The 26,438-nt window shown below is 74.0% G+C and carries 21 protein-coding genes; 9 read left to right on the top strand and 12 right to left on the bottom strand.

The window, feature by feature from the left end; genetic code table 11:
* Nucleotides 1-172: 172 nt before the first annotated feature.
* The 7 genes from BUE41_RS15095 to BUE41_RS15065 all read left to right on the top strand — a co-directional run bounded on the left by BUE41_RS15095 (nt 173) and on the right by BUE41_RS15065 (nt 7,718).
* Nucleotides 173-658, top strand: coding sequence for an NADH-quinone oxidoreductase subunit B family protein (locus BUE41_RS15095; RefSeq protein ID WP_200803919.1), 486 nt, complete (start codon nt 173-175; stop codon nt 656-658).
* Entirely contained in the window at nt 655-2,691 is a 2,037-nt protein-coding gene (locus BUE41_RS15090; RefSeq protein ID WP_073457752.1) for a proton-conducting transporter transmembrane domain-containing protein, read from the top strand. Before BUE41_RS15095 ends, BUE41_RS15090 begins: the two co-directional genes overlap by 4 nt.
* Entirely contained in the window at nt 2,688-3,644 is a 957-nt protein-coding gene (locus BUE41_RS15085; protein ID WP_073457751.1) for a respiratory chain complex I subunit 1 family protein, read from the top strand. The genes BUE41_RS15090 and BUE41_RS15085 overlap by 4 nt, the downstream gene beginning before the upstream one ends.
* Nucleotides 3,645-3,655: 11 nt before the next feature.
* Complete coding sequence (locus BUE41_RS15080) at nt 3,656-4,327, top strand: hypothetical protein (protein WP_073457750.1); 672 nt, start codon at nt 3,656-3,658, stop codon at nt 4,325-4,327.
* Nucleotides 4,327-5,853 carry a proton-conducting transporter transmembrane domain-containing protein gene (locus BUE41_RS15075; RefSeq protein ID WP_073457749.1) on the top strand — a complete coding sequence of 509 codons (1,527 nt, stop codon included), beginning with the start codon at nt 4,327-4,329 and terminating at the stop codon, nt 5,851-5,853. Before BUE41_RS15080 ends, BUE41_RS15075 begins: the two co-directional genes overlap by 1 nt.
* Nucleotides 5,850-7,373 carry a hydrogenase large subunit gene (locus BUE41_RS15070; RefSeq protein ID WP_073457748.1) on the top strand — a complete coding sequence of 508 codons (1,524 nt, stop codon included), beginning with the start codon at nt 5,850-5,852 and terminating at the stop codon, nt 7,371-7,373. The genes BUE41_RS15075 and BUE41_RS15070 overlap by 4 nt, the downstream gene beginning before the upstream one ends.
* A 135-nt stretch (nt 7,374-7,508) precedes the next feature.
* Nucleotides 7,509-7,718 (top strand): hypothetical protein, encoded by a 210-nt coding sequence (locus BUE41_RS15065; protein WP_073457747.1) that lies wholly within the window; start codon nt 7,509-7,511, stop codon nt 7,716-7,718.
* A 47-nt stretch (nt 7,719-7,765) separates the two neighbouring features.
* Here BUE41_RS15065 and BUE41_RS15060 read toward each other — a convergent pair whose 3' ends face one another.
* From BUE41_RS15060 to BUE41_RS15020, 10 genes are all read right to left on the bottom strand, one after another.
* Nucleotides 7,766-9,394 carry an FAD-dependent oxidoreductase gene (locus tag BUE41_RS15060; protein WP_073457746.1) on the bottom strand — a complete coding sequence of 543 codons (1,629 nt, stop codon included), beginning with the start codon at nt 9,392-9,394 and terminating at the stop codon, nt 7,766-7,768.
* A 684-nt stretch (nt 9,395-10,078) separates the two neighbouring features.
* Nucleotides 10,079-10,897 carry a sulfite exporter TauE/SafE family protein gene (locus BUE41_RS15055; protein ID WP_073457745.1) on the bottom strand — a complete coding sequence of 273 codons (819 nt, stop codon included), beginning with the start codon at nt 10,895-10,897 and terminating at the stop codon, nt 10,079-10,081.
* Between the two features lie 490 nt (nt 10,898-11,387).
* The gene (locus tag BUE41_RS15050) at nt 11,388-12,815 is read right to left on the bottom strand and encodes an MBL fold metallo-hydrolase (RefSeq protein ID WP_234997281.1); all 1,428 of its coding nucleotides are present in this window, start codon (nt 12,813-12,815) and stop codon (nt 11,388-11,390) included.
* A gap of 79 nt (nt 12,816-12,894) precedes the next feature.
* Entirely contained in the window at nt 12,895-13,083 is a 189-nt protein-coding gene (locus BUE41_RS30270; protein WP_143172173.1) for a hypothetical protein, read from the bottom strand.
* 131 nt (nt 13,084-13,214) lie between these two features.
* Complete coding sequence (locus BUE41_RS15045; RefSeq protein WP_073457744.1) at nt 13,215-14,072, bottom strand: methylenetetrahydrofolate reductase; 858 nt, start codon at nt 14,070-14,072, stop codon at nt 13,215-13,217.
* On the bottom strand, nt 14,069-15,064 hold the full coding sequence (locus BUE41_RS15040; protein WP_073457743.1) for a carbohydrate kinase family protein: 996 nt from the start codon (nt 15,062-15,064) through the stop codon (nt 14,069-14,071). The genes BUE41_RS15045 and BUE41_RS15040 overlap by 4 nt, the downstream gene beginning before the upstream one ends.
* A gap of 23 nt (nt 15,065-15,087) precedes the next feature.
* Nucleotides 15,088-16,008, bottom strand: coding sequence for a formyltetrahydrofolate deformylase (purU, locus tag BUE41_RS15035; protein WP_084755079.1), 921 nt, complete (start codon nt 16,006-16,008; stop codon nt 15,088-15,090).
* Nucleotides 16,009-16,019: 11 nt separating this feature from the next.
* Nucleotides 16,020-17,231, bottom strand: coding sequence for a methionine adenosyltransferase (metK, locus tag BUE41_RS15030; RefSeq protein ID WP_073457742.1), 1,212 nt, complete (start codon nt 17,229-17,231; stop codon nt 16,020-16,022).
* On the bottom strand, nt 17,228-18,334 hold the full coding sequence (locus BUE41_RS15025) for a uroporphyrinogen decarboxylase/cobalamine-independent methonine synthase family protein (RefSeq protein WP_073457741.1): 1,107 nt from the start codon (nt 18,332-18,334) through the stop codon (nt 17,228-17,230). The genes metK and BUE41_RS15025 overlap by 4 nt, the downstream gene beginning before the upstream one ends.
* A 10-nt stretch (nt 18,335-18,344) precedes the next feature.
* Nucleotides 18,345-19,799: a hypothetical protein gene (locus BUE41_RS15020; protein ID WP_143172172.1), complete on the bottom strand. Its 1,455-nt coding sequence runs from the start codon at nt 19,797-19,799 to the stop codon at nt 18,345-18,347.
* A 411-nt stretch (nt 19,800-20,210) separates the two neighbouring features.
* On the opposite strand from BUE41_RS15020, the gene BUE41_RS15015 reads away from it, so the two are divergent.
* Both BUE41_RS15015 and BUE41_RS15010 read left to right on the top strand, forming a co-directional pair.
* Nucleotides 20,211-21,530 carry a PucR family transcriptional regulator gene (locus BUE41_RS15015; protein ID WP_143172171.1) on the top strand — a complete coding sequence of 440 codons (1,320 nt, stop codon included), beginning with the start codon at nt 20,211-20,213 and terminating at the stop codon, nt 21,528-21,530.
* 10 nt (nt 21,531-21,540) lie between these two features.
* Nucleotides 21,541-23,349: a bifunctional homocysteine S-methyltransferase/methylenetetrahydrofolate reductase gene (locus BUE41_RS15010; RefSeq protein WP_073457738.1), complete on the top strand. Its 1,809-nt coding sequence runs from the start codon at nt 21,541-21,543 to the stop codon at nt 23,347-23,349.
* On the opposite strand, the gene BUE41_RS31910 is transcribed toward BUE41_RS15010, so the two are convergent.
* Both BUE41_RS31910 and BUE41_RS15000 read right to left on the bottom strand, forming a co-directional pair.
* On the bottom strand, nt 23,339-24,247 hold the full coding sequence (locus tag BUE41_RS31910; RefSeq protein WP_327194769.1) for a serine hydrolase domain-containing protein: 909 nt from the start codon (nt 24,245-24,247) through the stop codon (nt 23,339-23,341). The two genes, BUE41_RS15010 and BUE41_RS31910, sit on opposite strands and share 11 nt — an antisense overlap.
* Nucleotides 24,248-24,721: 474 nt before the next feature.
* Nucleotides 24,722-26,254, bottom strand: a complete 1,533-nt coding sequence (locus BUE41_RS15000; protein WP_073457886.1) for a protein FdrA — start codon at nt 26,252-26,254, stop codon at nt 24,722-24,724.
* Nucleotides 26,255-26,438 lie beyond the last annotated feature (184 nt).

Here is a 26,438-nt window from a genome sequence, read left to right as displayed (position 1 = left end):
GACCAGCACCCGCCGTGCGCTCGCCCACCCGAACGCGCGACGGCTCTAGGACTTTCTAAACTTAGCAACTGCGGACTGGCCGAACAGCTAAAGATGTTCGGCCAAAGATGTTCGGCCGCAGGTGCGGTGCGGACGGTCCGAGTCGGGGCGGCGTGCGGGGAAGGACGGTGTCGTGCTGGGTCTGTGGCGCAGGATCCGGCGGCTGGGACGAATCGCCGAACCGGCCCCCGAGCCACCCTCGACGGACCGCCCCGACGCCGCGGAGCAGCTGGGCGGATCCGTCCAGATCCGCCACGTCGACGCGGGCTCGTGCAACGGGTGCGAGATCGAGATCGGCGCGGCCTTCGGCCCCGTCCACGACGGCGAGCGCTACGGCGCGCGCTTGGTCGCCTCGCCCCGGCACGCCGACGCGCTGATCGTCACCGGCGCGGTCACCCGCAACATGACCGAGCCGCTGCGCCGCACCTACGAGGCCGTCCCCCGGCCCCGGATGGTCGTCGCGGTCGGTGACTGCGCGCGCAACTGCGGTGTGTTCGCCAGCGCCTACGGGGTGACCGGCCCGGTCTCCGCCGTCGTCCCGGTGGATCTCGAGGTACCCGGCTGCCCGCCCCGCCCCGAGGCGATCGTGGCCGCCCTGCGGACGCTGACCGGTCGATGAACACGGTCGAGGTTGCGCTCGGGTGCGCGGCCGGCAGCGCGCTCCTGGCCGTCCTGGCTGCGCTCGTCGTGCGCCGGCGCGCACGCCCAGCCGTCGTCGGCACCTTGACCGCGATCACCGGGGCGGCGGGCGTCGTCGCCGGAGCCGCCGCGCTGCTGGGCGAGCGGTTCGCGGTCGAGCTGCCCTGGATCGTCCCGCTGTCCGGCATCGCGCTCACCGTCGACGGGCTCGGCGCCGCGTTCCTCGCCGTGAGCGGCGCGGTCGCCGTCGCCGCGGCGATCTACGGGATCGGCTACTCCCACCACGGCCTCGACAGCCGCGGGGTGCAGGCCACGTTCCCCCTGTTCGTCCTGTCGCTGCTGCTCGTGCCCGCAGCCGGCAGCATCACGACGTTCCTGGTCTGCTGGGAGCTGATGGCGCTCACCTCGCTGGTGCTGGTCGTGTCGGAGCACCGGCGCCGGGCCGAGGTCGCGTCCGCGGCCCGCTGGTACGCCGTCATGACCCACCTCGGGTTCGTCGCCGTGCTGATCGGGCTGCTCATCCTGTCCGCCCCGGCCGACGGCGACGCGTTCGCCGCGGTCCGCGCCGCCGCCGCGGACCTGTCCCCCGCCGTCGCGGGCACCGCGTTCGTGCTGTGCCTGGCCGGGTTCGGGTCCAAGTCCGGCATCGTGCCGCTGCACGCCTGGCTGCCCCGTGCCCACCCGGAGGCCCCCAGCCACGTCTCCGCGCTGATGTCCGCGGCGATGGTCAACCTCGGCGTCTACGGGATCGTGCGCGTCGGGTTCGACCTGCTCGCCGTCGACGCCGAGCGCTGGTGGTGGCTGCTCGTGCTCGTCCTCGGCGCGATCTCGGCGGGGTACGGGATCCTGCAGGCGGTCGTCTCGACCGATCTCAAGCGCCTGCTCGCCCACTCCACCACCGAGAACATGGGGCTGGTGCTCGTCGGGGTCGGCGCGAGCGGGTTGTTCGCCTCGATCGGCAGCCCGGTGCTGGCCGCGCTGGCGCTCACCGCAGCCCTGATGCACGTCGTCGGCCACGCCGCGTTCAAGACGCTGCTCTTCCTCGCCGCCGGTTCCGTCCTGCACGCGACCGGCACCCGCGACCTGGACTCCCTCGGCGGCCTGCGCACCGGCATGCCGCTGACGACGGCCGCGTTCGGCCTCGGCGCGCTCGCGGCCTCCGCGCTGCCGCCGGGCACCGCGTTCGTCAGCGAGTGGGTGCTGCTGCAGTCGCTGATCCACGGCCTGCCCGCGCCCGACGCCGCCCCGGCCGCCGCGCCCACCGTCACGGTGGTCGTGCTGCCCCTCGCCGTCGCCGTCGTCGCGCTGACCGCCGGGCTCGCGGTCGTGACGTTCGTGAAGGCGTTCGGGGTCGGTTTCCTCGCCCGCCCGCGCAGCGACGCCGCCGCGCACGCCATCGAGAGCCCCGCGACGATGCTCGCCGGGATGGGCCTCGCCGCGGTCGCCGCCACCGTGCTGGCCGTCGCCCCCACGCTGGTGCTGCCGACGCTGGGCCGCGTCGCGGCCGGGCTGGTCGGCTCGCCCGCACCGATCGCCGACGCGGTGTCGGTCGAGCTGGTCGGCGTCACGGGGCTGTTGTCGCCGGTGCTGGTCGTCGTCGCGCTCGTCGTGGCGGCGGTGCTGGTCGTCGCGATCCCGCGGGTGCTCGCGGGTCGCCGCGCCCGCCGTGAAGCCCGGTTGTGGGACTGCGGCGGCGGTCCGCTCTCCCCGCGCACGGAGTACACAGCCACGTCGTTCGCCGAGCCGCTCCAGCGGGTGTTCGACACGGTCCTGCAGCCGGTGCAGGACGTCGACGTCACCCACCACCAGGAGTCGCGCTACCTCATCGCGGCCGTCGAGTACCGCCGCCGCGTGCCGGACCGGATCGAGCGGCACCTCTACGAACCGGTGCTCTCCTTCGTCACCCGCTGGGGTCGCGCCGGCCGCGCCCTGGCCACGGGGAGCGTGCACCGCTACCTCGGCTACGGACTGTGCACTCTGTGCGCCCTGATGCTGCTGCTGGTGCTGGCATGACCGACTCGACGACGCTCGGGCTGGTGGGTGGCCTCCTGCAGGCGGTGGTGATCGTCGCCGGGGCCCCGCTGCTGGTGGGCCTCATGCGCCAGGTGCGCGCCCGCATGGAGGGCCGGGTCGGCGCCGGCATCAGGCAACCGTGGCGCGACCTGCGCAAACAGTTCCGCAAGGAGCCGATCACCCCGCGGGGCACGAGCGAGGTCTTCCGCGCCGCGCCGGTGGCCATGGTGGCGATCACGCTCGTGGTCGCGGCGATCGCGCCGTTCGTCACCGCGGCGTCGCCGCTGCCGGGAGTGGCCGACCTGTTCGTGGTGGTGGCGCTGCTCGCGACCGGCACGGTCGCGATCGCACTCGCCGGGATCGACACCGGCACCGCGTTCGGCGGCATGGGCGCGAGCCGGGAGACGACGATCCTCGCGCTGGTCGAGCCCACCGCGCTCGTCGCGATCTTCGCGCTGTCGGTGCGCGCGGGCTCGACGAACCTGTCGGCGATCGTCGACTCCACCCTGGCCGAGCCGTCCGCGGTGCTCTCCCCCGCCGCGCTGCTGGCCGCGGCCGCGCTCGTGCTGGTGATCGTCGCCGAGACCGGGCGGCTGCCGGTGGACAACCCCGCCACCCACCTCGAGCTGACGATGGTCCACGAGGCGATGGTCCTGGAGTACGCCGGGCCGGACCTCGCGTTGATCGAGCTCGGCTCCGCGATGCGCTCGGCCGTCTACCTGGGCCTGTTGGCCAACCTGTTCGTGCCGTGGGGCATCGCCACCGAGGCCGGCGTGCTCGCCCTGCTCGTCGGGGTCGTCGCGTTCGTGGTGAAGGTCGGCGTCCTGGGCGCCGCGCTCGCCGCCGCCGAGGTGTTCCTGGCCAAGGTGCGCCTGTTCCGGGTGCCGGAGCTGCTCGCCGGCTCGTTCCTGCTCGCCCTGCTCGCCGTCACCGCCTCCTACGTGCTGGCGTGAGAGGAGCCGTCGTGTCGGACACCGCGTACGTGCAGCTGCTCAACCTCACCGCCGGCGCCGTCCTGCTGTGCGCGGTCCTGGTGCTGTGGCGCCGCGAGCTGGCGGTGATCATCCGGCTGTTCGCGGCGCAGGGCGTCGCGCTCGCCGCGCTGATCGCGGTTCTGGCCTGGCACGAGGGCTCGCCGGAGCTGGCCGTGCTGGCCGCCGGGGTGGCGGTGCTGCGGGCCGGGGTCCTGCCCGCTGTGCTGCGCCGTGCGCTCGGGACCGCCCGGGAGGGCACCGAACCGGTCCGCGAGGTCCGCCCCGTCGTCAACGTCGCGGCGTCGCTGCTGGCCGCCGCCCTGCTCACTCTGCTCGCGTTCGCCGTGTCCCGGCCGATCGTCGAGCTGGCCCCCTCCCCCGCGACCCAAGCCGTCCCGATCGGGATGGCGGTCGTGCTGATCGGGTTCTTCGTGCTGGTCACGCGCCGCCGCGCGGTGTCGCACCTGGTCGGGTTCCTGCTGATGGACAACGGGATCACCGCGGTCGGGTTCCTCACCACCGCCGGGATCGGGCTGATCGTCGAGGTCGGGGTGGCGCTCGACGTGCTGCTGGCCCTCCTGGTGCTGCAGGTGCTGACCGGGCGGATGCGCGAGGCGTTCGGCAACACCGATCTCGACGAGCTGCGGGAGCTGCACGACTGATGACGACCCTGCTCGCGCTCCTGCCCGTCCTCGTCCCGGCGCTCTGCGCGGTGGCCCACTTCGCAGCCGGTCACCGGCGCGGGCCCGCGAAGGCGGCGCTGCCGTGGCTGCTCGTCGGCTCGGCCGCCGTGCTGCTGGGCGACGCGATCGTCCTCGCTGCGCTCGTCCTCACCGACGGGCCCGTGGTCGCCGCCGGCGGGCTGCTGCGGGCCGACGCGCTCTCGGTGTTCATGCTGGTCGTGATCGCCGCGGTCGCCCTGCTCAGCGGGCTCGCCACGCCCGCTCACCTGGCGGCCGAGCGGGCTGCCGGACGGGCGGGGACGCGCACCGCGGCCCGCTACTGCGCGCTGGTGCAGCTGTTCGTCGCGTCGATGGCGGCCGCCGTGCTCGCCGCCGATCTCGGCGTGCTCTGGGTGGCGGTCGAGGGCACCACGATCGTCACCGCGTTCCTCGTCGGTGTGCACCGCAGCAGGGCCGCGGTCGAGGCCGCGTGGAAGTACGTGGTGATCTGCTCGGCCGGGATCGCGCTGGCCCTGCTGGGGCTCGTGCTCCTGCACTACGCCGCGCACCGCGCCGGCACCGGCGCCGGGCTCGACTGGGCGGCGCTGGTCCTCACCGCCCCGACGCTGGACCCCGGCGTCACTCGGCTCGCCGTCGTCCTGCTGATCATCGGCTTCGGCACCAAGGCCGGGCTCGCGCCGCTGCACGCCTGGCTGCCCGACGCGCACAGCCAGGCCCCCGCTCCGGTCTCCGCGCTGATGTCGGGGGTGCTGCTCTCGGTCGCGTTCTACGCGGTCCTGCGCACCAAGGTGATCGCCGATCTCGCGGTCGGGCCGGAGTTCGCGCAGGCCCTGCTCCTCGCGTCCGCGCTCGCGTCGCTGGCGGTGGCGGCGTCGCTCCTGATCGCCCAGCGCGACTATAAGCGGATGCTCGCCTACTCCAGCATCGAGCACATGGGGCTGCTCGCGCTCGGCGCGGCGATCGGCGGGCCCGCGGCGATCGCGGCCGTGCTGCTGCACGTGCTGGGCCACGGCCTGGTCAAGAGCGTGCTGTTCGTCGGCGCCGGGCGGCTGCTGCAGATCCGCGGCACGAGCCGCATCGCCGAGGTCCGCGGGCTGGCGGCCGACCAGCCCGTGCTCGCCGGCTGCCTCGGCGCCGGGGTGCTCGCGCTGATCGGCATGCCGCCGTTCAGCATCTTCGCCAGCGAGCTGGGCATCGCCCGGGCCGGGTTCGCCGCCGGATCCGCGCCGCTCGCGTGGGCCACGGCGATCGCGCTCGTCCTCGTGCTCGTGATCGCCGCGGCCATGGTGAACCACACCAGTCGGATGCTGCTCGGCGAGCCCGGACCCCGGCCCGAGCCGTCCGGCGGGACCACCCTGACCCGCACCGCGTCCCAGCTGGCCGCCTCGACCGGGACCGCGCTGATCGGCGGACTGGTCCTCGCGGCGGCGCTGGGCATCACCGCGGGCCCGCTGGCCGGCCTGCTCGACGCGGCCACCCGCACGCTCACCGGGGGAACGCCATGACCGCCACACCCGCCCCGCCCACCCCGGGCGCGACGACGATCGGACCCGACGAGCTGCCCGCCCACGCCACCGGACTGCTGGCCGGCGGCTACCGCGTCGCCCTCGTCGCCGGGCACGACGACCGCCCGGCCGGTGGCGGGCTGCGCGCGGTGTACCTGTTCACCCGCGCCGCCTCCGCGGCCGAGCCGCAGCGGCGGGTCGAGCTGCACGTGCCGCTCGATCCCGAGCACCCGCGGCTGCCCAGTCTGGCGGCGGTGTCGTTCCCGACCGGACGCTTCGAGCGGGAACTGCACGACCTGTTCGGCATCATCCCGGCCGACCACCCGCTGCCCCGCCGCCTGGTCCGGCACTTCCACTGGCCGAAGGGCTGGTACCCGATGCTGTCCGACGCGGGCGCCCCGCCCGAGTTCGGCGACGTCGACGGACCGTACCCGTTCCGCGCCGTGGAGGGCCCCGGCGTGTACGAGATCCCGGTAGGACCCGTGCACGCAGGCATGATCGGGCCGGGCCACTTCCGGTTCTCGGTGGTCGGCGAGACGATCCTGAACCTCAAGGCGCGGCTGTGGTTCGTCCACCGCGGCATCGAGAAGCTGTTCCAGGGCAGCCCGCTCGACCGGTGCGTCGAGCTCGCCGAGCGGATCAGCGGCGACACGTCCGTCGGGCACACGCTCGCCTTCTGCGCCGCCGTCGAGGACGCCCTCGGGATCACCGTCGGCGACGACGTGCTGCGCAACCGCGCGGTCCTGCTGGAGCTGGAGCGGTTGTACAACCACGTCGCCGACATCGGCATGCTCTGCAACGACGTCGCGCACGGCATCCTCAACAGCCACGCCGGCACGGTGCGCGAGCAGCTGCTGCGGATCAACGACGAGATCACCGGCAGCCGGCTGCTGCGCGGCGTGATCCGCCCGGGCGCGACGAGCCTGCGGGTCCTGCCCGATCCGACCGCGCTGGCCGCCCTCGCCGACGAGGTGGCCGAGATCGTCGACCTCGCGCTCGGCCACAGCGTGGTCCGCGACCGGTTCACCGGCACCGCCGTGCTCACCGCGGCGCAGGCGAGCGACATCGGCGTGCTCGGCTACATCGCGCGCGCCAGCGGCCTCACCGTCGACGCCCGCTACGACCACCCATGGCTGCCGGCGCCGCTTCCGCGGCCGGTCCCCCACACCACCGGCGGGGACGTGCTGGCCCGGTTCACCGTCCGCGCCGCCGAGTTCCGCCACTCCGTCGACACGATCGCGGCGCTGGTCACCGGTGGGAAGTCGGCCGCGGCCGGCGAGGCCGAGGTGCCGGCCGCGGCCGGGCCGCGGTCCGGCGTCGGGATCGTCGAGGGCTGGCGCGGAACGATCGTGCACCGCGTCGAGCTCGGCGCGGACGGCAGGCCGACCCGGGTGAAGATCGTCGATCCGAGCTTCTTCAACTGGCCGGCGCTGCCGGTCGCGCTGGCGGACACGATCGTCCCCGACTTCCCGCTGGTCAACAAGAGCTTCAACCTCTCGTACGCGGGCAACGACCTCTGATCAACCCCCGCCACAAGGCGATCCTCGACGTGACATCCGCGGCTTCTACCAGGGCATGGTGGACGACGGCACGAACGTGCGGCAGCTGGACGTCGACCACCTCGTCGCCGACCGGGGCGTCACCGCGCACGGCACATGGCCCAGTCCTACCCCGGCGAGAAGGTCCCCGTCGTCGAGGTCGACGACCCATCGGTCAGGCTGGCGTGGTTCTTCCCGTTCACCGAGGGGGAGAACCCGGAGCTGCAGAGGGAGCTGGTCTGGTTCGACCCGGCCCCGACCGCGGTCCGCGAGCTCGACCCGTCCGAGGTGCTCTACGGCGAGCTGTCCGAGGAGTTGTTCTCCTGAGACCGCGGGGTCGGCACGCGCGGCTGGGCGTGCCGACCCCGATCCGGTCAGCGCGCGTCCGCGATCGCCGATGCCGCGAGGAACCCGAAGGCCATCGCGCGACTCAGCGAGTAGCCGCTGTTGTAGCCGACGCCGGCCGCGGCCCGCGTTGCGCACTCCCCCGCCGCGAACAGCCCCGGGATCGGCGCACCCGCCCCGTCCAGGACCCGGCCGTGCTCTCCGGTGCGCACCCCTGCCGCCGCGATGCCGGTGTTGAGCAGACGCATCCGCATGCCGAAGAACGGCGGCTCGTCGACCGGTCCCACGTTCGGGTTCGCCGCGTGCCGACCGTCACCGCGGAACAGCCGCACCGACAGGTTCGTGCCGCGGCCGAACTGCGGGTCCTCCCCCGCGACGGCGTGCTCGTTGAACCGCGCCGCGGTCGTCTCCAGCGCGTCGCCGGGGATGCCGAGCTGCACGGCCAGTTCCCGCAGCGTCGGCGCCGACGCGACGAGCCCGGCCGGGTACTCCCCACCCGGCGGCGTCGCGCCCAGCCCGTACTTCCGGTGGTGGCGGCTGTCCCAGATCATGAAGAACGGCAGGTTGCCGCCCTGCTCGTCGCCCAGCGCCGCGGCGACGATCCGGGGGTGGAACGCGTCGTCGCAGAACCGCTCGCCGCGGGCGTTGACGAGGAACGTGTGCGGCAGGCAGTGCTCGAAGCAGGCCCGGTAGCCGGTGTCGCCGTCGAACGCCGGCTCGGCCAGCCGGTAACCGGGCAGGACGGGCGCGGCCCACGCGGGCAGCGCAGCCGGGGTTGCGCCCACGGGCTCGACCAGCGCGATCGCGTCGCCGGTCACGGTGTTCGGGGCGACGCTCCCGCCGTCGTCGTCCGGGATGCCGGTGAACTTCGCCGAGAGCTCGGCCGACCAGTCGTGCGCGCCGGTGCACAGGACGACCTGGCCGGAGATCGTCGTCTCCCCTTCGGGGCCGCGCACGCGCACTCCCGTCACCGCACCGTCGCGCACGACCAGGCCGATCACCTCGTGTCCGGTCCGCACGTCCACGCCGCGGTCGAGCACGCCGCGGAAGAACGCGGCCGCGACCCCCGTCCCGAAGGTGAGGACGTCGTCGGCGCGCCGCTGCGCGACGAGGTCCCAGTCCCACTCCGTGCGCGACGACATGCCGCCCCACGCGAACATCTCGCCGTACTGGATCCCGACCGGGAAGTGCGGGCTCACCAGCAGCCGCTCGCGGTCGGCGCCCAGCCGGCGGCCGTCGAAGGGCGCACCCGTGAGGTAGCGCCCGGCGGCCCGGGAACCCGGCAGGTCCGGGTAGTAGTAGTCCGGGTACCCGGGGATCACCTCCCACGTGATCACGCCGATGTCCTCGAACCAGCGAGCGGCCGTGGCCGCTGCGGCGATCCACTGCTCGGCGAGTCGGCGGTCCAGCGACGACGCGTCCCGCGAGGCTGCGGCGGTCACGTAGGCGAGCGTGTCGGCGGCCGAGTCGGCGATGCCGTCCCGCGCCGCGACGTGGTTGTTGCCCACCCACACCTGCCCGCCGGAGTACGCGGCCGCGCCGCCCACCTTGGCGCCCTTCTCCAGCAGCACCACGCGCAGCCCACGTTCAGCGGCGGTGACGGCGGCGGCCATGCCGCCCATGCCGGCCCCGACGACGACCACGTCGGCGTCAGTCATGAGACCTCCCGATCCTGATAACTATGTTCCTGGATCGTAACCGGGATCCGGGGCTGCGGCGATCCGCCCGAGCAGGGGGAGGCCTCGGCACCGCCACCGCCGGAGGTCCGCCACCGGCTCGCGGTGCACAAGGTCGCCATGGTCGTGGCCGGTTCGTCGGACCGGTTGCTCCACGCGTGCGCGGTGCCCCGCTGGACCGCCAGGTGCACCGGCGCCTCCATCGACGGCAGGCAGCCTGCAGCGTGCGGACGGCGGCCGAGTAGAGACAGTTCGGCCACTCGGCGGCCTTCGAGGCCCCGGTCGTCCCGCCGGTGGCCAGCACGATCGCGCGGGAGTCCGGATCGTCGTCCGGTTCGGGAGCGGGCGGGCGTCGCAGAGCTGGAGGTCGCCGAGCGTCGTCTTCGCCAGCTCGTGCGGTGCGTCGAGGCAGATCAGCTCCCGGACGGTCGGGACCTGGTCGCGCAGCTGCTCCGCGTGCTCGGCCATCGAGCCGGAGAAGATCAGCACCTCGCCGCGGGCCTTGCGGAGGTGCTGGCCGGACCCTGCCCAGCCCGAAACCCCACGAACGGCACTTCCGCAAGCAGTGGTGCTCACGACAGTGCCGTTCGTGGAGATTGAGCACGGGTCCAGCCGGGCCTACACCCACATCCCGAGCGCACCGGGCGGGGCGGCCCGGCGGCACGCTCAGAGCAGGTCGAGCACGCTCTCGATCCCCACCACCACGCCGACCACGACGAGCAGCACCGCGAAGGCGCGGGTGAGCGTCGTGCCGGAGAGGCGGCCGGCGACCATGCGGCCGACGAGGCTGCCGATCACGGCGGCCGCGGTGAAGGGGGCGACGACGGTCCAGTCGAGGTCCATCTGCGGGACGCGGGCGGCGAAGGAGGCGATCGCGTTGAGGGTGATGACGAGGAGGGAGGTGCCGACGGCGAGCTTCATCGGCATGCGCAGGCCGACGACGAGGACCGGGACGACGAGGAAGCCGCCGCCGACCCCGAGGAAGCCGGTGAGGAAGCCGACCGCCGCGGCGCCGAGGACGGTCTTCACGGCGACGCCGGCGAGGCGCTGGGTGGGCGGGTGGACCGTGGCGAGCGGGCGGGTGCCCTCGGCGCCGGCGGGCGGGTCCGGGTCGGTGGGGGCGCGGACGTCGACGATCATCGCGATCGCGGCGAGGAGGGTGACGGCGGCGAAGGACAGGAGCAGCACGGGCTGGCTGACGGCGTGGTTCAGCGCGGTGCCGAGGAAGGTCACCGGGATGCCGATGACCGCGAAGACGGCGCCCGTGCGCCAGTCGACGAGGCGGGCGCGGATGCGGGAGAGCACCCCGACGAGGGCGGTGATGCCGACGATCACGACGCTGCTGGTGGTGGCGTCCTGGGCGTCCTGGTGGAGGAGGTAGACGAGCGCGGGGACGGCGAGCACGCCACCGCCGCCGCCGAGGCCGCCGATGACCGCGCCGATCGCGACACCGAGTGCGGCGGCGAGGAGCGCCGAGGCGACCATCAGCGTCTCTCACATCGCGAACGCACCCCGGGAACGTACGGTCATTCGCGGCACGCGGCAATCGGTCTCGCGGCCGAACGGGCGGGTGCGGCGATGCTCAGGGAGCTCAGAAGGGGAGCTCAGAAGGGAACCACGCTCGTGTGGGCGGCGCGCACGGCGGAACCGGTGCGCTGGAGCAGGCGACGCAGCCGCGAGCCGGTGGCCTGCGGGGGCTTCGGCTGGATCTGGGGCTTCGCAGCGGTGGTCGTGGACGTCGACGCGGTGCGGGACGGCATGGCTGGCCTCTCGGTGGGGACGGCAGGGCGCGCTGCGCGGACCCGTCCCGCAGGACAGGGCCGCTACCGGCAGGCGCGACAGCAGCGGTCGTCGACCGAGAGCTGGTCCATCGCGAGCAGGCACACGCAGAACGTGCGCCGCAAGAGCGAGGACCGGGCAAGCACGTCGTCCAGTGGACCACTTCGACGGGCCGCGGCGCAACCGCCGCGCTGCGTCAGCTGGGGTGCTCGACCGGGCGGCGGCCGTCGTTCCAGGCGGTGAAGCCGCCGAGGAGGTCGTCGACGTGGGTGAAGCCGCGGGCGCGCAGCACCGACGCCGCGATGGACGAGCGGAAGCCGCTCGCGCAGAGCACGACCGTGGGGACGGCCGGGTCGAGCTCGTCCAGGCGGGTGATGAGCGTCGGGAGCGGGATGCGGAGAGCGCCCGGCACGGTGCCGGACGCGGCGATCTCCCCGGGGCCGCGGACATCGACCACGGTGACCTGGCCGAGGAGGTCCGCCAGCTCGGCGGCGGAGACGCGGCCGGCGGCGGTGAGGCGGTCGCTGCCGACGGCGCCGAGGCCACCGGCGAGCGCGCCGAGCACGCGGTCGTAGCCGATGCGGGCGAGCCGGTTGCGGGCCTCGACGGCGGTGTCCTCCTCACCGACGAGGACCAGGTCGACGTCGGGGCCGACGAGCTGGCCGACCTGCTCGGCGAAGCGGCCGCCGAGCCCGACGTTGATCGAACCGACGAGGTGGCCCGCGGCGAAGTCCTGCGGGTCACGGGTGTCGAGGAGCACCGCGCCGGCGGCGAGGGCCGCGTCGACCTCGGCCAGGGTGAGCAGCGGCAGCGGCGCGTCCTCGTGGAGGACGGGCCGCAGCTCCCGGTTGCGGTGGGCGGCGTACTCGAAGTACCGCGGCGGCGCGGTCAGGCCCTCGGTGACCGCGGCGACGAACGCGTCCTCCGACATGGGCGCGAGCGCGTAGTTGGTGCGCCGCTGCTCCCCGATCGTGCTGGACGTCTCGGTGGACAGGTTCTTCCCGCACGCCGAACCCGCGCCGTGCGCGGGGAAGACGAGGGCGGCGTCGGGCAGGGTCAGCAGCTCGTCGCGGGTGGAGCGGTAGAGCGCCCGAGCGAGGTCCTCGGCCGACCAGCCCGCAGAGCCGAGCAGGTCGGGGCGGCCGACGTCGCCGATGAACAGCGTGTCCCCGGTCAGCACCGCCCACGGCGGGCCGCCGGGCTGGGGCCGGACCAGCAGGCAGATCGACTCCGGGGTGTGCCCCGGGGTGTGCCGGACCTCCAGGGTGACCGTGCCGAGGGAGAGCACCTGCCCGTGCGCCAGCAGCTCGACCGGGTACTCGACCCGGGCCGCGGAACCGTAGGAGATGACGGCGCCGGTCGCCGCGGCCAGCTCCAGGTGCCCGGAGAGGAAGTCGGCGTGGACGTGAGTCTCCACGACGCGCTCGATCCGCAGCCCGGCCTCCTCGGCGTCGGCGAGGTAATGGCCGATGTCCCGCTGCGGATCGACGACGACCGCTCGCCCGCTGGTGCGGTCACCGATCAGGTAGGACGCCTGCGAGAGGCACCCGAGGTAGTACTGCCGGAAGACCATCGACCGGGTCTCGTGCACCACCGGCCGATCCGGGGCCTGCGCCTGGGTCATGTCCGCCTCCCCTCGCTCCGGGGAAGCCGAGTCTCGCAGGTAAGAAGGCCGAAGGAATCCGGCATCCGGCGTAGCGCGGTCAGCCGCGCAGCGCCAGCAGTGCCCTCGCGAGCGCCGGCCGCAGCGCGGGCGGCAGCGGCTCGTCCGATGTGCGCGCGTGGACGAGCGCGACCCGCAGCAGCGCGACCTCCTTGCGCAGCTCCTCCAGCTCCGCCCGCGGATCGAGATCGCGGGTCCCGTCCGGCGAGACCACTGCATCCAGGGCCACGGCAACCACCTCTCCCCCGCACGAACCCTCGACCGATCGTAGAAAGCGGGGCCCTTCCGGGAACATGTACGGAGCACCAGGATCGACCTGGTCCGCGTTGGTGGGGACGACAGCGTGATGATCTTGCTCCGTCATGCGGCGGCACGCACCCACGCCGCGGTCGCCCGCACGTCGCCGAACGTGTAGAAGTGCGTGCGCACCTTGCCGTGCACCGCCGGATCGAGGCCGTCCGACAGCGCCGCGACGAACGCGCCGGGACCCGCGGTGCCCACGAGGTTGGTCAGCGAGAACCCGTACTTGCGGGTGATCCCCGCCGACGTCTTGACCCCGAACCGCCGCGCGTAGGCCAGCAACCGCTTGATCCCGACCGGACCCGGAACGCCCACCCGCACCGGGGCGTCCACCCCGTCCCGACGCAGCCCGGCGATCCAGTCGAGGACCGGCTGCACGTCGAAGGAGAACTGGGTCGTCACGACGGTGTCCAGGCCCTGCTCGGCGAGCAGCGCGACCTTGCGGCGCAGCGCGCCGGCCAGCACCGGACTCGGGATGTCCGGATGGCCCTCCGGGTAGCCGGCGATCCCCACCCGCTGCACGCCCGCCGCCTGCAGCACGCCGCTCTCCAGGACGGAGAGGCTGTCCGGGAACGGACCGGCGGGCGTGGCCGGGTCGCCTGCGATGAGGAAGACCTCGGTCTGGGCACCGGTGTCGGCGAGCGCGGTGACGTACTCCCCCAGCTCGGTCGCCGACCGCAACCGGCGGGCGGCGATGTGGACGACCGGGACGAACCCGAGCTCCTGCACCGCGCGCACGGCCGCGAGCCGCTGCTGCGCGGTCTCCCCGCCGAGGTAGGTGATGTTGACCCGGGTGCCGGCGGGGATCAGCGGCGCGGCGCCGGCGAGCCCGTCGGCGTCGCGACCGGTGATCTCCAGCGAGAAGTCGTCGAGGACGGGAACGGGGCGGTCGCGGTGCAGGTGCTCGCCCGCCGTCATCGGGCCACCACCCGGGCGGCGAGGAACTCCTCGATCTCGGCGCCGGCGCGCGGCCCGTAGGCCGCGGTGATCCGGGCCGCGGCGTCGGGCAGGTCGAGCTGCCATTCCTGCGGCCCCGACGTCTCCAGCACCAGCGTCGCGATCAGCGCGCCGAGCTGCGCGGCGCGCTCCAGCCCGAGCCCGCCGGTGACGCCGGAGAGGAACCCGGCCCGGAACGCGTCCCCGACGCCGGTCGGGTCGACGATCTGGCGGGCCGGCACCGCCTCGACGAGGAGCTCGGCGCCGCTCGAGTCGACGATCAGGCAGCCCTTGCTGCCCAGCGTGGTGACGCGCAGGTCGACGCGGGCGGCGATCTCGCGTTCGGTCCAGTGGGTGCGCCGCTGCAGGAGCTCCCACTCGTACTCGTTGCTGAACAGGTAGCGGGCGCCGCCGACGAGCATGCGGCAGCGGTCGGTGTCCAGCCGCGGCAGCTGCTGCGACGGGTCAGCGGCGAACGGCAGCCCCAGGTCGCGCGCCTCCTGGGTGTGCGCGAGCATCGCCTCGGGATCGTCGGCGCCGATCAGCACCAGCCCGATGCCGTGGCTCTCCACCAGCGGCGCGAGCCGGATCGTGCGGGCCTCGCTCATCGCGCCCGGGTAGAACGACGCGAGCTGGCACTGGGCGTCGTCGGTGGTGCAGGTGAAGCGCGCGGTCTGCTGGGTGGCCGACGTGTGCACGCCCGCGCAGTCGACGCCGTGTCCCTCCAGCCACCTGCGGTACTCGGCGAAGTCGGGCCCCACGGCGCCGACCAGCACCGGGCGGTCGCCCAGCACCCCGAGCGCGAACGCGATGTTGGCGCCGACGCCGCCGCGGCGGACGACGAGGTCGTCGACGAGGAAGCTCAGCGACAGCCGGTCGAGGTGGCTGTCGACGAGCTGGTCGGCGAACAGGCCCGGGTAGTGCATGAGGTGGTCCGTCGCGATCGAGCCGGCGACGGCGATGGGGGCAGGCATGGGGATCTCCCGGTCGGGGTGGGTCAGAACACGACGGTGGTGCGCCCGTCGACGAGCACCCGGTCCTCGCAGTGCCAGCGGACGGCCCGCGCGAGCACGACGCGTTCGATGTCGGCGCCGGCCCGGGTGAGGTCGGCGACCGTGGCGCGGTGCGAGACGCGCACGACGTCCTGCTCGATGATCGGGCCCTCGTCGAGGTCCTCGGTGGCGTAGTGGGCGGTGGCACCGATGAGCTTCACGCCGCGTTCCTTCGCCCGCTCGTACGGGCCTGCGCCGGGGAAGGCGGGCAGGAACGAGTGGTGGATGTTGATCACCGGGACACCGACCCGGTCGAGGAAGTCACCCGAGAGGATCTGCATGTACCGGGCCAGCACGATCAGGTCGACGCGCCCGGCCAGCAGGTCCAGCTGCTGCTGCTCGGCCTGCGGCTTGGTCTCCCGGGTGACCGGGATGTGCGCGAACGGCACCCCGAAGCCCGCGACGTCCTCGGCGCAGTCGGGGTGGTTGGACACCACCTGCTCGACCGTGATCGGCAGCTCCCCGCGGCGGGCCCGCCACAGCAGGTCGAGCAAGCAGTGGTCCTCCCGCGAGACGAACAGCGCGACCCGGGTGGGGACGGCGGCGTCGCGGAAGCGGAACGTGCCGCCGATGCGCGGCACGACCTCGCGGGCGAACGCCTGCTGCAGCTCGGGCAGCGCCGCGGCCCGGTCGGGCAGGTGGAACTCGGTGCGCAGGAAGAAGTCCCCGCCCGCCGGGCCGGTCGAGTACTGGTCGGACTGCACGATGTTGGCGCCCTGCCGGTGCAGGAACGAGCTGATCCGCGCCACGATGCCGGGCCCGTCCGTGCAGGAGACGACGAGCCGGCCGAGATCGCGCGGGGCGGACGGTTCTGCGGTGCGGAGCCCGGCGCTGCGCGGCAGCGCCCGATCGACGGTGGTCGACATGATCCCCCCGGTCAGAGGCCGGCGGCCGCGCGCAGCGCCGCGGCCCGGTCGGTGCGCTCCCAGGGCAGGTCGACGTCGGTGCGGCCGAAGTGCCCGTACGCCGAGGTGGGTGAGTAGATGGGCCGGTGCAGGTCGAGGTAGCTGCAGAACGCGGCGGGGCGCAGGTCGAAGTGCTCGTGCACGAGCTTCTCGATCAGTCGCCGGTCCACCCGCTCGGTGCCGAACGTGTCGATCATCATCGAGACCGGCCGCGCCACCCCGATCGCGTACGCCACCTGCACCTCGGCCCGGCGGGCCAGCCCCGCCGCGACGACGTTCTTCGCGACGTGGCGGGCGGCGTAGGCCGCGGAGCGGTCGACCTTCGACGGGTCCTTGCCGGAGAACGCGCCGCCGCCGTGGCGGGCGAACCCGCCGTAGGTGTCGACGATGATCTTTCGGCCGGTGAGCCCGGCGTCGCCGACCGGGCCGCCGATCACGAACCGGCCGGTCGGGTTGACCAGCAGCTCGGCCTTCAGCGCGGCGGCGTCGTACAGCTCGGGCGGCAGCACCGCGGTGACGACCTGGTTCCACAGGTCCTCGCGGATCTGCTCGTTCGTCGCCTCCTCGGCGTGCTGGGTGGAGATCAGCACGCGCTCGACCCTGACCGGCGCGCCGTCGACGTAGCGGACGGTGACCTGGGTCTTGCCGTCGGGGCGCAGGTAGTCGAGCGTGCCGTCCTTGCGCACCTCCGCCAGTCGCCGCGACAGCCGGTGCGCCAGCGCGATCGGCATCGGCATGAGCTCGGGTGTCTCGTCGGTGGCGTAGCCGAACATCATGCCCTGGTCCCCGGCGCCCGCGCGGTCCAGCTCGTCGTCGGAGAGCTTGCCGCGGTGCTCGGCGGCCTCGTCGACGCCCTGCGCGATGTCCGGGGACTGCTTGTCGAGCGCGACGAGGACGGCGCAGGTGTGCCCGTCGAAGCCGTAGCGGCCGTCGTCGTAGCCGATGCGGGTGACGGTGTCGCGGACGATGCGGGTGTAGTCCAGCTGCTGCGGTGTGGTGATCTCCCCCGCGAGCACCACCATGCCGGTGGTGACCAGGGTCTCGCAGGCCACGCGCGAGTGCGGGTCGTTCGCGAGCGCCGCGTCCAGCACCGCGTCGGAGATCGCGTCGGCGATCTTGTCGGGGTGCCCCTCGGTCACCGACTCGGAGGTGAACAGGTACTCGTCCGGCTCGGACTGGGTCATCGTGCTGCTCCTTCGGGCAGGCCGGGGGTGAGCCGGGCCAGATCGTCGGGCCCGGGATCGTCCATGGGGCGTCCGGTGAGCTCGCGGCGCACCTGCGCGGTGCCCGCGACCATCGCGGCGAGCTTCGCCCGCGCCACCTCACCGGTCAGGTTGCGCAGGCCGCAGTCGGGGTTGATCACCAGCTGATCGGGGGCGAGCAGGTCGAGCGCGCCGCGGATGCGCGCCGCCACCTCCTCGGGCGTCTCGACCCGCCCGCTCTTGACGTCGACGACGCCGACGCCGAGCCGGCGGTCCCAGCCGTGCTTCGCCACCACCTCCAGGTCCCCGTACCCGGTGCGGGCGAACTCCAGCACCAGCTGGTCGACGGTCGTTTCGAGCACGGCGGGGAAGAGGAAGTCGTAGTGGCCCTCCCAGGAGGGACGGGCGTAGCGGTTGCCGTAGCAGACGTGCAGCCCCCACGTGACGTCGACGCCGGCGGTGACGATGTTGATCGCCTCGACCGCCGTCTCCACCTCCTGCGGGTAGCCGGCGAGGAACGGCTCGTCGATCTGCAGCATCCGCGCCCCGCGCGCAGCCAGCGCCCGCGCCTCGGCGTTGAGGATCCGCGCGATCGCGAGCACCAGGTCGCGGCGGTCCGGGTAGGCCTCGTTGCGCACGCGGCGGGCCAGCGAGAACGGGCCGGTGAACGAGAACTTGATCGGCCGGTCGGTCTGGGTGGCGGTGAACGCGAAATCGTCGGCCAGGCCCAGCGGTGCGGCGTCCCCCGGTTCCGGGAGCGGGGCGCGCACACGGGTGTCGTAGTAGTCGAAGTAGAAGTCCTTGGCGGTGTGCGGGATCTCGATGCCCGGGATGCGGGCCAGGAAGTAGTCGAGGTCGTTGTCGCGGCGCAGTTCCCCGTCCGAGACGATGTCGATCCCGGCCAGCTCCTGGTCGCGCAGCGCGGCCTTGATCGCCATCTCGTGCACGTCCTGCAGCTGGACCGCGCTCATCCGCCCGCGGAAGTACTCGGTCTTGAGCCGCTCCATCCACTCGGGCACCGGGTAGGACCCGACGACGGTGGTCGGCAGGAGGGGCAGGTCGGCCAGATCGGCTCGGTCGTCCATGCGCGTGCCCTCAGTCCCGCGTCTGGGCGGTCATCGTGACGATGTTCCCGCCGGATCGGTGCCGGAACGGCTCGTAGGTGACGTCGAACCCGTGCCGGCGGCCCACGTGCGCGAGCAGCGGACCGTTCACCCAGTTCACGACCGAGCCGTCGTACTTGCCCGGGCCGCGGAAGTGGGTCCGGTACCCGTTCACGTCGGTGACGAACAGGTCGTGGCAGACGAGCGTGCCGAACGGGTGCAGCAGCATCAGGCTGTCGACGAAGCTGGCCAGCGCGCCGTTGTTGACGTGCATCCGCAGGTCGGCGCCGGACTCCAGCAGCGGCCGCAGCAGCTCCCCGCTCAGCGTGGTCAGCCCGTCGCGGCCGGTCGCGGGCACGATCGTGTAGGCGTCCAGGCCGGGCAGCGGCACGTAGCGCTCCTCCAGCCGCAGCGCCGACCAGGTCCGCCGCCAGAAGTCCACAGCCGAGTCGACGTCCGGGAAGTGCGCGGGCGCGGCCTCGGGCAGCAGGGCCGGGCCCAGCCGCAGCAGCTTGTGCACCAGGCCGGGCAGCTCTGCGGGGGTGGCTCCGGCCGCGGCGGCGATGCCTTCGGCCGCCGCGGCCGGCAGGTACGCGCGGGTCTCGACGCAGTAGGTGCGCCCGCCGAGCTGTGCGACCTCGTCGGTGGGCAGGTTGTCGTAGACGTTCGAGACGTAGACGAGGAAGACCTTGTACTGCAGGAACCCCAGCGCGGTGGCCGGGCGGGTGGCGTCCAGCGCGAACGAGCTGACGTGCGCGAGGTGATCGGCGACGGTCTCGCGCGCCAGGTCGAGAACGTGCTGGGAGTAGTCGCACATCAGGTAGCGCAGCCGCCGGTAGTAGCCGCGGCCGTGGGCGAGGTCGAGCTCGCGGAACACGTCGAGGAACACCTTCGCCTGTCCCCCGTTGCCCACCCCGAGCTCGACGACGTACAGCTCGTCGGGCAGCGCGTTCGACTCGGCCAGCCGGTCCCACACCGAGAACAGGCCGAGGATCAGTTCGCGGGCGGCGTCGATGTTGCGGGCATCGCTCTCCCCGCCGGGCAGCGCCTGTTCGTAGCCGCGGCCGGTCGCCTTCTCCCACAGCTCCAGCGCCGACCAGTACAGGGCGTTGAAGTCCCAGATGCAGCTCCGGCTGCCGCGGCCCCAGTCCTCCAGCACGATCCGTTCCGGCGCGCCCCGCAGCAGCGCAGCGGTCAGCTCCTTGAGCGGGGCGTCCTGGCTGCGCCGCACGTCGACGGCCACCTCGAGGTCGTCCTCGCGCACCCCGAGGCTCACCGGGACGCCCGCGGCCGCCGGGACCGAGTGCAGGATGGGCCGCAGGTCGACGACCTCGCGGAAGTTCTCCCGGTACTGCACCCAGTCCGACACCACGCGCACCTTCGCGAGGTCCACGTCCGCCTCGGCGAGCGCCTCGACGACCGGCAGGAGCGACGTCGCCAGGTCCACGCGCCCGTCCCCGCGAAGGCGGGTGTGCGGCCGGAAGTCAACGAGCATCGGTGAACGTCCTTCGCATTGTGCGTGGGCGGCGGGAAATCGTCTTTCCGCCGCGGCTCGGCCGGTTTCCGCGCCATTTCCCGGGTGCTGCTCGGCGCGGTCCGTGCCGCCGGTCCCGATCCAGGGTGGCATCCGCGGGGCCCGCGGGTCTTCGGTCGGCGCATCAGAGGTGGACGGGTCCCGGCTGTGGGTTCCCACAACGGCGGCACGCGATCCCCGGGACCTGGGTGATCGCCGCCGTCCTGCCCCGACCCGAGATCGTTGTGCGCTCACCGCAACACCGGGCGCGGCTGCGTTGTGGTGTTCCACAGGAGCACCGCGGGCGGCGTTGCCCGGCCCGGACGGCGGCCGTAGGTTGCTCGCATGACGACGTCCGGAGTGCCCGTCGACGGGTCCGCCGCGGCGTACATCCAGCACGGTATGCGCGCACACGAGACCCGCGAACTGGTCGGCCTCCGACGATTCGTGGCGATGTGCAGCCACCTTTCCGCCACGGCCGCGCAGCAGACCGAGCTGGAACCGATTCTGCGGTTCTTCGCCGCGAACACCCGCTCGTCGGCGGCCGTCCTGGACCGCGGGCTGGAGGTGCTCGCCGCGGCCGGCGAGACCGGCGCGGAGGAGATCGTCGCCCGCACCCGCGCCCAGGCCGGCACGACCGGGCTGAAGGGCGTGCTGGCGGCCGTGGCGCGCAACCGGCGGGCGCTGCGGCTACCCGGGCACGAACGCGACGGGTCGGTCGTCATCGCGCCCGTCTCGGTCGGCGACGAGATCGCGGGCTACCTGGTGTCCGTCGCGCGCCCCGACGACGATCCCGCCGGCATCGACCCGGACCTGATCCTGTTGGCGGCCGAGCACACGGCGCTGGTCTGCGGGGTGATGCTCGGTCGGGAGATCGTGGTCGCCGCGGCCGCCGGACGGGCCCGCCGCGAGCTCATCGAGGGGTTGCTGCGCCACCGCGGGCAGGACGACGGCGAGGCGGCGCAGTGGGCCAAGCACCTCGGCTACGACGAGAACCGCCCGCACGCCGTGCTGGCGGTCGCACTGAGCACCGGGGACCGGGCGGCCTCGCAGCCGGCCGTGGAGGGGCTGCTCACCCGGCTCGCCGGCGACGCGATCCTGTCCGCCCGCAGCGACGAGGTGGTGGCGATCGTGCCCGCGCCCACCGCGACCGGGGACGCCGTCGAGCGGGCGCGGCGGATCGCGACCAGCTGCGTGCGGGAGCTGGACGAACACGGCCTGTCGGTCACCGCCGTGGGCATCGGCAACGCCTACAAGGCCGCGTCCGAGATCTCGGTGTCCTACTCGGAGGCCCGCCGCGCCGTCGCCGCCGCGAAGCGGATGGGTCCCGGCCGGATCACACTGTTCGCCGAGCTGGGCATCCACCGGCTGCTGCTGCGGTTCCCCGATCCCACCGAGCTGCGCGCGTTCGCCGACGACGTGCTCGGCCGGCTGGTGCGCGAGGACGAGACCGCCGGCACCGAGTACCTGACCACCCTGTCGGTGTACTTCAAGGGCCTGTGCAGCCCCACCCGCGCGGCGAAGGAGCTGCACGTCCACCCGAACACGGTCGTCTACCGGCTGCGCCGCATCGAGGAGATCACCGGGCTGCGGCTGGACCTGCAGCGCGACCGGCTCATGATGGAGATGGCCGTGGAGATCCTGGAGGGGACGAGCGCCCGATGAGCACCAGCCGATGAGCACCAGCGCCGCCGCTCTGCGGGCCCGCTTCGCCGAACGCCCCCTGATCTGCGACGGGGCCACCGGCACGATGCTCCACGCCGCGGGGAACTCGCTCGACCAGTCGCTGCCCGCGCTCTCGCTGACCGATCCGCAGCTGGTCCGCGCCGTGCACGACAGCTACGTGGACGCCGGGGTGGACGTCATCCAGACCAACACGTTCGGCGCCAGCCGGCTGCGGCTGTCCGAGTACGGCCTCGGCGACCAGGTCGAGCAGATCAACCGGGCCGCCGTGCGGATCGCCCGCGATGCCGCGCAGGCCCGCCACGGCATCCTCGTCGCCGGGTCGGTGGCCCCCGCGGTGAGCGTGCACCAGCGGCGGCGGACCCCTCCGCAGGCCCGCATCGACGCGCTCACCGAGCAGCTGTCCGTGCTCGCCGACGCCGGCGTCGACCTGATCTTCCTGGAGACGTTCGGCTACCTCGACGAGCTCCTGGAGGCCGTCGAGGTAGCCGTCGCCGCGGTCGACGTGCCGGTGATCGCGCAGGCCACGTTCAGCCACGACGCCCACACGCTCAGCGGGCACACCCCGCGCGAGGTCGCCGAGGCGCTCACCGGGATGCCCGTGGCCGCGATCGGCACCAACTGCACGATCGGCCCGCAGCGGGTGCTCGCCGTGGTGCGGGAGCTGCGCGAGCACACCGATCTCCCGCTCACCGCGCAGCCCAACGCGGGCCTGCCGCGGCGGACCGGCCGGGCCCGGTTCGAGTACGACATCGACTCCGAGTACTTCGTCCGCTACGTCCGCCAGCTCCTCGACGCGGGCACGAGCCTCGTCGGTGGCTGCTGCGGCACCACCCCGACCCAGCTCGCCGCGGTCGTCGAGATGGCGGCCGAGCACCGGGCACGCACCGCCGTCGCAGCGGCGCCGCGGACCGAGCCGGAACCCGCGGCCGCCGACACCGCCCCCGCCTTCGCCGGGCCGGATCGGCTCGTCGCCGTCGAGCTGACCACCGACACCGCCGCCGACGTCGAGCAGGCCGCGCGGCTCGCGGCCGAGCTGACCCGGGCGGGCGCGGCGATGATCTGCATCGGGGCCGGCGACGGGCTGCGCGCCCGGATCAGCCCGGCGGACCTGGCACTGAACCTGCACCAGCGGCTCGGCGTGGAGGTCACGGCGACGGTCACCACGTGGGACCGCACGATCATGGCTCTGCAGGCGGATCTGCTCGGCGCGCACGCGCTGGGCCTGCGCCGCATCGTCTGCGAGACCGGCAGCCCGCCGCTGCTCGGCGACTACCCGCACGTCGACGGGGTGTGGGACGTCGACTCGATCGGGCTGGTCGAGCTGGTGGCCCGGCTCAACGAGGGCACCGACATCCACGGTTTCCCGCTGCCGTCCCGCACCGCGTTCGAGATCGGGGCCCGGATCAACCCGGGCAGCCGCGACCTCGCCCGCGCTGCCGCCCGAGCCCGCGACAAGATCGCCGCCGGGGCGCAGTTCCTCATCACGCGGCCGGTCTACGACGCCGCGGACCTGGAACGGCTGCTGGAGGCCATCGGCGGCGACCTGCCCCCGCTGCTGGTCGCCGTGCGCCCGCTGACCGACTTCGCCGAGGCCGAGTACCTGGCCCACGAGGTCCCCGACACGCACATCCCCGAGCGGGTGCTGACCGCGCTGGAGAAGGCGGGCCCCGCGGCGGCGGAGGTGGGCCTGGAGCTCGCGGCGGAGCTCGTCGCCGCCGTGACGCCGCTGGCCAAGGGGCTGGTGATCACGCCGACGCGGGACGCGGTGCGGGCGGTGGAGCGGCTGGTCACGAGCTGAGCACCGCCAGGCAGCCGTACACGGCCGCCACCAGCCGCTGCCCCAGCGCCGACGTCTCGCACAGGTGGCTGCGCACGAACGCCACCCCGAGCCGGCGCTGCGGGTCGGCGAACCCGATCTGGCCGCCGGCCCCGGTGGTGCCGAACGCGTCCAGGTTCGGGCCCCACTGCAACCCGCCCGCGCCCGGCCGCTGCGGGTTGAGCTGCACACCCAGTCCCCACCGCACCGGGCCGCCGCCCACCTGGTCGGTGCCGTGGGCGCGCTCGGTGCGCATCCGCGCGACCGTGTCCGGCCGCAGCCGGGGATGGGTGCCGGCGGCGAGCGCACCGTAGAGCGTCGCGACCGCGCGGGCCGTGCCTGTGCCGTTGACCGCGGGCAGCTCGGCGGTCAGCCGTGGGCCGGTGGAGAACGCGTCGGCCCGGGACAGGAGGCCCGCCCCGTCGACGGCGAGCAGCACCTGCGCCACCCGCGCGGGACCCACGTGGACTGGGAGCGGGCCGCGGGATCCGGGGATCGGGGTCGCGACGAGGGCGTGCGTCGACGGCGGAGTGCCGAGGTCCAGGTCGGCACCGAGCGGACCGGCGACGTCATCGCGCACGATCCGCCCGATCGTCGTGCCCGTCGCTCGCTCGACGATCTCGGCGACGAGCCGGCCCCAGGTCAGGCCGTGGTAACCGACGCGGGTGCCCGGCGGCCACTCCGGGGCCGCCCGCTCCAGCAGCCGCCGGACCCGCGCGGGGTCCGTCCAGCCCGGCCCGTCCGGGGCGAGCAGCCGGCCGTGCCCGGGCAGGGCCGGCAGTCCCGCGGTGTGGCTCAGCACGTGCGCGACCGTGATGCCGGCCTTGCCCGCGGCGGCGAATTCCGGCCAGTACGCCGCGACCGGAGCCTCGACGTCCAGCAGCCCCAGCTGCCGCGACCCCCTTGGTCACCGACATGAGCACGGCCCGGGTGTCCGGCTGCCACGGCCGATCCCCCGCGCGCCCGGCCCACAGGTCGACGACGAGCGTGCCGTCGAGGTCGCGCTGCCACTGCCGCAGGGTGTGCGGCAGCCCGACGGTGTGCGTCATCGGGTAGAGGCGCAGCACGACCGGCCCCCCGGCGTCGCTGAGCCGCTCGGCGTAGCGGCGGGCGTCGTCGCGCAGCGGATCGAACCGCCCCGGCGGAGATGACGGCGGTCGGCAGCCCGCGCAGATCGGGGGCCAGCAGCGGAGAGATGTAGCCGACGCCGCGGTCGGGCTGACCGACGGTGTAGAGCGCGCGGGCGGTGACCTCCGCGGCGTACGCACCCGTCCCGGACCCGCAGCGCCAGCGCGCCCGGCGTGATCAAGCAGGCTTTTCGATCACGGCGACGTCGTCCTCGACCGGGATCTGTTCACTCCCGTTCCGCCAGCGCCGGCTCCCGCCGGGCGACGGCCGCGGCGGCGAGGGCTGCCCTGGCCGCGGTCGGGGTGACCAGGCAGCCGGCGTCGGTGAAGGCGGCGCGCTGACGTTCCCGGTTCTGCGGGTCGGCGTCCGTGCCGAGCACGTACACGACGATCACCGGTCCCCCTCCCGCGGTGATCCGTGCGCACTCCGGCGCGAGCTCGGCGGCCGGGTCGGGGTGCGCGCCGTGGCCGAGCACCACGTCGAGGACGATCGCCGCGACCTCCGGGTCCGCGCCGACCTCGCGCAGCAGCTCGATCCGCGCCTGCGGATCGATCATGGGGTGGGGACGGCCCCTCGTGTACTCCTCCTCACCCAGGTCCAGGCAGATGTGCGCGTTCCGCGGCCCGGGGAGGCCGAGCTCGGGGCGCAGCGGGGTGTTGGAGTGGACGTCGCCGAGCACCTCGGAGAGCAGGACGAGCGACTCGTAGCAGAGCGTGCCGCCCGAGTAGAGCCCGCGCACGAGGGTGCGCCGGTCGGCCAGGTCGGCGATCCGTTCCTGCACCTGCTCGGTCAGACCGGTGGCGACGTCCGGCCAGGCGCCGCCGACCGCGCGGACGGTGGCGAGCGCACCGGCCTCCAGGGTGCGGGTGACCGTGGCGCCGGCGGGCGCGGCGAAGCCCGGCGGCACGCCGATGAGCGCCGCGACGAGCGGGGTGTCGCCAGCAGCGGCCAGCACCTCACGGGCCACGCCGACGTCGGGGGGCTTGGAGACGAGCAGGACGGCGTCGGTGTCCCGGTCGGCGGCGAGGCCGCGGATCGCAGCGAGGGCCATGCGGCCGCCGACGCGGGCGGACAGGTCGCGCCCGCCGAGCCCGACGACCTGCGAGACGCCGACGCCCCAGCGGTCGAGCAGCGTGGCGGCCTCCTGCGCGCCGGTGCCCGCGGCGGCGACGACGGCGACCCGGCCGGGGTGCACGACGTTGGCGAACCCGAGGCAGGCACCGCCGAGCATCGCGGTGCCGGCGCCGGGGCCCATCACGAGCAGGCCGAGCTCGCTCGCGCGGTCCTTCAGCGCGATCTCGTCGTCGACGCTCACGTTGTCGCTGAACAGCAGCACGTGCAGACCCGCGGTGAGCGCCTTGTGGGCTTCCAGGGCGGCGTAGTCGCCGGGCACCGAGATCACCGCGACGTTCGTGTCCGGCTGCCGGCGCAGCGCCTCCTCGAGCGTCCGCGCCGGCGTCTCCTCGACCGGGCCCCGCTCGCGCTCGGTCCCGAAGAGCGCGGCCTCCCCCGCCTCCCGGGCCGCGTCGACGATCGCTTGCGTCGCGGCCCGCACGGCGAGGAACAGGTCGTTCGCCCCGGCACCGGCCAGCTCGTCGACGGCGAACCCCTCGCTCTGCAGGGTGGCGACGTTGTGCGGGGTCGCCATGGCGGCACTGGCCCAGTCCACGCCCTCGACGCCGAGCATCGCGCGCGTGCCGGACAGCTGCACGACGGAGTCGACGTAGGTCTCGCGGTGGACGAACAGCGCGTGGATCAACGAGGCCACCTCCAGGCCCGGAGTACCGACGAGGAACGTGCTCAGGCCGGACCCGCCGTAGCGGCCCCGGCCCGGTTCGCCCTGCTCACACGGTCCAGGTCTGCATCACCAGCGCACCCTCACGGCGGGCGGTGAGGGTGGCGTCGAGCACGTCGAGCGGGTGGATGGGCTTGACGCCCTCGAT

Origin of the sequence: Pseudonocardia thermophila, assembly GCF_900142365.1 — a bacterium.
Lineage (GTDB): Bacteria > Actinomycetota > Actinomycetes > Mycobacteriales > Pseudonocardiaceae > Pseudonocardia > Pseudonocardia thermophila.
The sequence above is the reverse complement of the archived record's forward strand: the minus strand, read 5'-3'. Positions and strand labels throughout refer to the sequence as shown.